The organism is Halobacteriovorax sp. (genome assembly GCF_048381875.1).
Taxonomy (GTDB): domain Bacteria; phylum Bdellovibrionota; class Bacteriovoracia; order Bacteriovoracales; family Bacteriovoracaceae; genus Halobacteriovorax_A; species Halobacteriovorax_A vibrionivorans.
The window spans coordinates 1-5,867 of record NZ_JBLXBP010000015.1; the positions used below are offsets into that span (position 1 = coordinate 1).

General features: G+C 36.6%; 14 protein-coding genes. All 14 read right to left on the reverse strand.

Features of this window, described 5'->3' with window-relative positions:
* Positions 1–371, reverse strand: a 371-nt coding sequence (rpsH, locus tag ACN5L8_RS15035) for a 30S ribosomal protein S8 (protein WP_419173434.1), incomplete at its 3' end; no start/stop codon positions are given.
* A 16-nt stretch (positions 372–387) separates the two neighbouring features.
* Positions 388–693: a 30S ribosomal protein S14 gene (gene rpsN / locus ACN5L8_RS15040; RefSeq protein WP_419173421.1), complete on the reverse strand. Its 306-nt coding sequence runs from the start codon at positions 691–693 to the stop codon at positions 388–390.
* Positions 694–707: 14 nt separating this feature from the next.
* Complete coding sequence (gene rplE, locus ACN5L8_RS15045) at positions 708–1,247, reverse strand: 50S ribosomal protein L5 (protein ID WP_419173422.1); 540 nt, start codon at positions 1,245–1,247, stop codon at positions 708–710.
* A 13-nt stretch (positions 1,248–1,260) separates the two neighbouring features.
* Complete coding sequence (gene rplX / locus ACN5L8_RS15050) at positions 1,261–1,572, reverse strand: 50S ribosomal protein L24 (protein ID WP_419173423.1); 312 nt, start codon at positions 1,570–1,572, stop codon at positions 1,261–1,263.
* A gap of 22 nt (positions 1,573–1,594) precedes the next feature.
* Positions 1,595–1,963, reverse strand: a complete 369-nt coding sequence (gene rplN / locus ACN5L8_RS15055; RefSeq protein WP_419173424.1) for a 50S ribosomal protein L14 — start codon at positions 1,961–1,963, stop codon at positions 1,595–1,597.
* Between the two features lie 30 nt (positions 1,964–1,993).
* The gene (gene rpsQ, locus ACN5L8_RS15060) at positions 1,994–2,242 is read right to left on the reverse strand and encodes a 30S ribosomal protein S17 (protein ID WP_419173425.1); all 249 of its coding nucleotides are present in this window, start codon (positions 2,240–2,242) and stop codon (positions 1,994–1,996) included.
* 2 nt (positions 2,243–2,244) lie between these two features.
* On the reverse strand, positions 2,245–2,442 hold the full coding sequence (gene rpmC, locus ACN5L8_RS15065; protein ID WP_419173426.1) for a 50S ribosomal protein L29: 198 nt from the start codon (positions 2,440–2,442) through the stop codon (positions 2,245–2,247).
* Positions 2,443–2,457: 15 nt separating this feature from the next.
* Positions 2,458–2,877 (reverse strand): 50S ribosomal protein L16, encoded by a 420-nt coding sequence (gene rplP / locus ACN5L8_RS15070; protein WP_419173427.1) that lies wholly within the window; start codon positions 2,875–2,877, stop codon positions 2,458–2,460.
* Between the two features lie 39 nt (positions 2,878–2,916).
* Positions 2,917–3,546, reverse strand: coding sequence for a 30S ribosomal protein S3 (gene rpsC, locus ACN5L8_RS15075; protein WP_419173428.1), 630 nt, complete (start codon positions 3,544–3,546; stop codon positions 2,917–2,919).
* A gap of 8 nt (positions 3,547–3,554) precedes the next feature.
* The gene (gene rplV, locus ACN5L8_RS15080) at positions 3,555–3,890 is read right to left on the reverse strand and encodes a 50S ribosomal protein L22 (protein WP_419173429.1); all 336 of its coding nucleotides are present in this window, start codon (positions 3,888–3,890) and stop codon (positions 3,555–3,557) included.
* Between the two features lie 31 nt (positions 3,891–3,921).
* Positions 3,922–4,206 (reverse strand): 30S ribosomal protein S19, encoded by a 285-nt coding sequence (rpsS, locus tag ACN5L8_RS15085; protein WP_419173430.1) that lies wholly within the window; start codon positions 4,204–4,206, stop codon positions 3,922–3,924.
* 12 nt (positions 4,207–4,218) lie between these two features.
* Entirely contained in the window at positions 4,219–5,043 is an 825-nt protein-coding gene (gene rplB, locus ACN5L8_RS15090) for a 50S ribosomal protein L2 (RefSeq protein ID WP_419173431.1), read from the reverse strand.
* A 19-nt stretch (positions 5,044–5,062) separates the two neighbouring features.
* Positions 5,063–5,353, reverse strand: a complete 291-nt coding sequence (gene rplW / locus ACN5L8_RS15095; RefSeq protein WP_419173432.1) for a 50S ribosomal protein L23 — start codon at positions 5,351–5,353, stop codon at positions 5,063–5,065.
* A 2-nt stretch (positions 5,354–5,355) separates the two neighbouring features.
* Positions 5,356–5,867 (reverse strand): 50S ribosomal protein L4 (gene rplD / locus ACN5L8_RS15100; RefSeq protein WP_419173433.1); only part of this gene is annotated, 512 nt, incomplete at its 5' end.

The window sequence follows — 5,867 nt, forward strand, 5'->3', positions numbered from 1 at the left end:
ATTACTTCACCACCAACTTTTGTCGCTCTCGCTTCTCTATCAGAAATAATTCCTTTAGAAGTTGATAGGATTGAAGTTCCAAGACCACTGATTACTCTTGAGATGTCCTTGTAACCACGGTACTGTCTTAGACCTGGTTTAGAAACTCTCTTAAGTCCAACAATTGCGTCTTCTTTAAGTAGTACTTTAATTCTAATATCTGATTGGCTCTTTGCAATGATTTTGAATGAACGAATATATCCTTCGTCCTTCATAACTTTACAAACACCTGCTTTCATTTTCGACGCTGGGAATTCAACTCTATCGTGTCCAGCATTGATTGCATTTCTAATTCTTGTTAACATATCTGAAATAGGATCTGTCATCATAATTTCGTCTCCTCAACCCTTACCAGCTTGACTTCGTTACACCAGGGATCATTCCTCTAAGTGCTAATTCTCTAAATTGAATTCTAGATAATCTGAACTTTCTATAGAAAGCACGTGGACGTCCAGTTAATTCACATCTATTTCTAACTCTAATAGCTGCCGAGTTTCTTGGAAGTTTCTGAAGTTTAATCATTGCTTCAAATCTATCTTCGTCAGAAAGGTTCTCGTTGATAATAGCGGCCTTAAGTTCTTTTCTTAACGTACCGTATTTTTCAGCAAGCTTAGCTCTTTTCTTGTTACTTTCAATTTTCGCTTTTCTAGCCATTACTATATCCTCTATTACTTGTTAAAAGGCATACCGAAAAGGTTTAGGAGTTCTCTACCTTCTTCGTTATTGTTAGCAGTTGTTACAATTGAGATTCCTAGACCTCTTACCTTATCAATTTGATCGTAAGAAATTTCTGGGAAAATAATCTGCTCTTTTAAACCTAAAGTGTAGTTACCTTTTCCATCGAAACCTTTAGATGAAACACCTCTAAAGTCACGTACTCTTGGAAGAGTGATGTTAACAAGTCTATCAAGGAATTCGTACATTCTTTCACCACGAAGAGTAACGTTTGCACCAAGTGGCATACCTTCTCTAACTTTGAAGCCTGCTACAGACTTTCTAGCCTTAGCAATAACTGGTTTCTGACCTGTAATAGTACCTAAGTCGCTAACAATCGACTGAACAACTTTAGAGTTAGTTACTGCGTCTCTTGTACAACAGTTAACCACTATCTTTTCTAGTTTAGGAATTTGGTTAACATTCTTATAACCAAACTTCTCAGTCATTTTATTTTTAATTTCATTTTTATAAAGTTCACTGAATCTACTCATATCTGCCTCTACCTTAACCTAATACTGATCCGCAAGATACTGCAACTCTAACTTTCTTCCCATCTTTCTCTTCAATTCTTACTCTAGTAGCCTTTTTTGTTTTTGGGCTTACTACAGCAACATTTGAGATATGAAGTGGAGCTGCGATATCTACGATTCCACCAGCTGGGTTCTCTTGAGTTGGTTTAATTGCTTTCTTTACTAGATTAACACCATCAACATAAACAACTTTGGTCTTGAAGTTGATCTTTCCAACTACACCAGTTTTGCCTCTGTCTTTTCCTGTTAAAATAACTACATTATCATTCACTTTTAGCTTTTGCATAACTTCCTCACTGAACCTTTGACTAAAGAACTTCTGGAGCTAAAGAACAAATCTTTGTAAAGCTCTTGTTTCTTAATTCTCTTGCAACAGGACCAAAAATACGTGTTCCTACTGGTTCATTATTAGTATTAAGTATTACGACACTGTTCTTATCAAATCTGATATATGAACCGTCTTCTCTTCTAATAGGGTATTTAGTTCTTACAATAACTGCTTTCTTAACGTCACCCTTTTTAATTTTTCCACCTGGTAGTGCTTGCTGAACTGCTACAACTATAATGTCACCAAGGTTAGCGCTCATTCTTTTTGAACCACCTAGTACCTTGATACACTTTACTTCTTTAGCTCCAGAGTTATCAGCAACTTCTAACTTAGTTTGCATTTGGATCATTACTAACTCCTAAAATAGGCTTATTAAGCCTTACTTATTTACCTTTAACAGTTCCCACTTTTTGAGTTTTGAATAAGGTTTACTTTCAATAATTGTTACATTGTCACCTAGATTTGCTTCTAAACTTACATTATGAGCATGGTATTTCTTAGTCTTTGTAACGAATTTACTATATACAGGGTGCTTAAAACGTCTAGCAACATTAACGACAACTGTATTTTCATTCTTAACAGAAACAACTACACCTTCTAGCTTTCTCTTAAACGTATTAGTACTCATGGTTACTCACCTTTAGCATTTTTTGCTGTTAATAATTTAGCAATATTCTTTTTTGCAACTTTTAACTGATGAGGCTTTTCAATACCACTTGTCGCTTTAGACATATTCATATCGAAAATAGCTCTTCTCATTTCAGCTACTTTTGCATCAATTTCTTTACCGCTTAAACCGCTTACTTCTTTATAATCTAACTTTTGCATAACTTCCTCTAACGATTAAAGTTCCTGCTGCTCTCTAGAAATAATTCTAGTTTTAACAGGCAGCTTGTACATAGCAAGCTTTAGTGCTTGTTTACTTAACTCAGGGTCGAAGTGCTTGATTTCAAACATTACTCTTCCTGGTTTAATTACTGCAACCCAAGAATCTGGAGAACCTTTACCTTTCCCCATACGAACTTCAGCTGGCTTCTTAGTAAGGACCTTATCTGGGAAGATTTTGATCCAAACATTACCACCTCTTTTGATCTTTCTTGTCATTGCAATACGGGCAGCTTCAATTTGACGGTTTGTTATATACCCACATGATAGGGCTTGTATAGCAAATTCACCGAACGTGATAGTATTTCCACGGTTTGCTTTCCCTTTCATTCTGCCTTTTTGTTGCTTACGCCACTTTACTTTTTTTGGACTTAACATATTTACCTCAATAAAATAAATTCACTAACGAATTTCCAACTACTTGTAAATCTCACCTTTATAAACCCAAACTTTTACACCGATAACACCGAATGTAGTATGAGCTTCGGCAGTATTGTAATCAATATCTGCTCTAAGTGTGTGTAGAGGAACTTTTCTTTCTGTATAACCTTCTGCTCTTGCCATCTCAGCTCCACCAAGACGACCTGCAGTTCTAACGCGGATACCTTTTACTCCAGCTCTGAATGCTGACTGCATAACTTTCTTCATTGCTCTTCTGAAAGCTACACGTTTTTCAAGCTGACCTGCGATATTTTCAGCGATTAGTTTTGCTTCTGCATCTGGTCTTTTTACTTCTGCAATATTGAAGATTAGAGTTCCCTTAGTTAGTTTCTTAAGGTCATTTCTGATCTTTTCAATTCCTGCACCTTTTTTACCAATAGCAACACCTGGCTTAGCTGTGTAAACAGTAACTTTAACCTGGTTTGAAGTTCTTGATAATTCGATGTTTGCTACAGAAGCATTCTTCATGTTCTTTTCAATGTAGTTTCTAATCGCTAGATCTTCGTGAAGTGTTTCACCGTATTCTCTATCGTTAGCAAACCAATTTGAATGCCATGATTTAATATAACCTAATCTAAAACCGTATGGATGTACTTTTTGTCCCATAATTTATCCTATGCTTCTTTTAGTTCAACTGTTATGTGACTAGTTCTTTTTCTAATTCTGAACGCACGACCTTGAGCTCTTGGCTGAATACGCTTTAAAGTTGGACCTTCGTCAGCTTTAATCGTACCAATAACTAAATTGTCTAGATCATACTTTTCAGAATCAGCTGCGATAGCTAATCCACTATTAATTAATTTTGTTAAAACAAGTGCAATTTCTTTCTTCTCATTGAAACGTAAAATTTTTAACGCTTCAGAAGCTTTTTTCTTTCTGATTAGATCGCAAACCTGTCTAACTTTTCTAGGCGCGACACCAACTCTACTGTTTCTAACTGTAATGGCCATCTGACCTTCTCCTTATTCAACTGTAACTGTACTATCTCTTCTTAGACTTCTTATCTGCACCGTGACCAAAATATGTTCTAGTTAGTGCAAATTCACCTAGCTTATGTCCGATCATGTTGTCAGTAACATAAACTGGTATGAATTTTTTTCCGTTGTGTACGGCAAAAGTAAGTCCGATAAACTCAGGAACGATAGTTGATCTTCTAGACCATGTCTTGATCACTTTGTTACCTTTGTTACCTTCTTCTTGCATTTGTAGAGCTTTTTTCATTAAGCTAATATCAACAAATGGACCTTTTTTTAATGAACGGGCCATATTATTCTCCTACTACTTTCTTCTCTTAACGATGAACTTATCAGTTCTCTTATTAGTTCTAGTCTTGTAACCCTTAGTTGGTGTTCCCCATGGTGAAACTGGGTGACGTCCACCTGAAGTTCTACCTTCACCACCACCGTGTGGGTGATCAACTGGGTTCATAGCAACACCACGTACAGTTGGTCTGAAACCAAGCTTTCTCTTACGTCCAGCTTTACCAATGTTACGTTTTTCATGATCTAGGTTACCTACCTGACCAATTGTCGCCATACAAGTAACTTCAACTTTTCTAAGCTCACCTGATGGCATTCTAAGAAGAGCAAATTTACCTTCTTTGGCCATGATCTGAACATAAGACCCTGCAGAACGTGCTAGCTGACCACCAGCTCCTGGATACATTTCTACGTTGTGTACAAGAGTACCAACTGGAATGTCTTGAAGCTTCTTAGCATTTCCTACTTTAATATCTGCTTCTGCTGAAGCGATAACTTTATCACCTACTTTAAGACCTAGTGGAGCTAGGATATAGCTCTTTTCACCGTCGTGATAAGCGATTAGTGCAATATTACAAGTTCTGTTTGGATCGTAAGAGATCGCTTGAACTGTAGCAGGGATATCAAGTTTATTTCTCTTGAAATCAATAATTCTGTATCTTCTCTTAACTCCGCCACCTCTGTGTCTAACAGTGATACGACCGGCGTTATTTCTACCTGCAAAATTTTTCTTTACAGCTGTAAGGCCTTTAACTGGCTTTACACCTTTTGTTAACTCATCACTATTTACGACTTGCATCTTTCTTAGTGAAGGAGTTGTTGGTTTAAATCTTTTAATACCCATAATTTCCTCAGCTAACTAGTTAAACACCTTTAAAAAATTCAATTTTTTGACCTTCCGCTAATTGAACGAAAGCTTTCTTGAATTTACTAGTCTTTTTAACACCCTTACCAGCTCTCTTAACTTTACCAGGAGTGATGTTAGTCTTAACATTTAATACTTTCACGTCATAAAGCTTCTCAACAGCATTCTTAATCTGATGCTTATTAGCTTTAAGATCAACTACAAAACCAAAACGGTTTTCATTGTCTGTTGCTACAGAAGTCTTTTCAGTGATAAGCGGTTTCTTTAATACATTTTCTAACGTCGCCATAATTACACCAACTTATTTAATAGGGTTTCTAATGCACTCTTTTCGATAACTAGGTTTTCAAATTTTACTGCTTCGTATACAGAGAAACCTTCTACGGCCATCCCTTTACCCCACTGTAAGTTCTTCACTGCTCTTAGAGCCGGTGAGTTTTTATCAGCAGTTACTACTAAAGCAGGAAGTAAACCCTTACCATTTAATAGAGTGTACATTTCTTTAGTTTTTCCAGTTGATTCAATTGTATCTACTACTGTTAACTTTCCTGCTTGGAGTTTATCAGCTAATACAGATTGAATTGCAACCTTTGCCATTTTCTTGTTAACTTTTTGAACATAGCTTCTTGGGCTTGGACCGTGAACAGTTCCACCGCCTACCATAAGAGACGATCTAATTGAACCTTGTCTAGCTCTACCTGTACCTTTTTGCTTGAATGGTTTAGCACCACCACCGCTAACATCTGAACGACCTTTAACACAAGCATTACCTTGTCTTCTTCCCGCTAGAGTAGCTTTAACAA

Coding starts and splice junctions, on each gene's coding strand:
- rpsN (WP_419173421.1), bottom strand. CDS start 693: ATGGCTAGAAAAGCGAAAATTGAAAGTAACAAGAAAAGAGCTAAGCTT.
- rplE (WP_419173422.1), bottom strand. CDS start 1,247: ATGAGTAGATTCAGTGAACTTTATAAAAATGAAATTAAAAATAAAATG.
- rplX (WP_419173423.1), bottom strand. CDS start 1,572: ATGCAAAAGCTAAAAGTGAATGATAATGTAGTTATTTTAACAGGAAAA.
- rplN (WP_419173424.1), bottom strand. CDS start 1,963: ATGATCCAAATGCAAACTAAGTTAGAAGTTGCTGATAACTCTGGAGCT.
- rpsQ (WP_419173425.1), bottom strand. CDS start 2,242: ATGAGTACTAATACGTTTAAGAGAAAGCTAGAAGGTGTAGTTGTTTCT.
- rpmC (WP_419173426.1), bottom strand. CDS start 2,442: ATGCAAAAGTTAGATTATAAAGAAGTAAGCGGTTTAAGCGGTAAAGAA.
- rplP (WP_419173427.1), bottom strand. CDS start 2,877: ATGTTAAGTCCAAAAAAAGTAAAGTGGCGTAAGCAACAAAAAGGCAGA.
- rpsC (WP_419173428.1), bottom strand. CDS start 3,546: ATGGGACAAAAAGTACATCCATACGGTTTTAGATTAGGTTATATTAAA.
- rplV (WP_419173429.1), bottom strand. CDS start 3,890: ATGGCCATTACAGTTAGAAACAGTAGAGTTGGTGTCGCGCCTAGAAAA.
- rpsS (WP_419173430.1), bottom strand. CDS start 4,206: ATGGCCCGTTCATTAAAAAAAGGTCCATTTGTTGATATTAGCTTAATG.
- rplB (WP_419173431.1), bottom strand. CDS start 5,043: ATGGGTATTAAAAGATTTAAACCAACAACTCCTTCACTAAGAAAGATG.
- rplW (WP_419173432.1), bottom strand. CDS start 5,353: ATGGCGACGTTAGAAAATGTATTAAAGAAACCGCTTATCACTGAAAAG.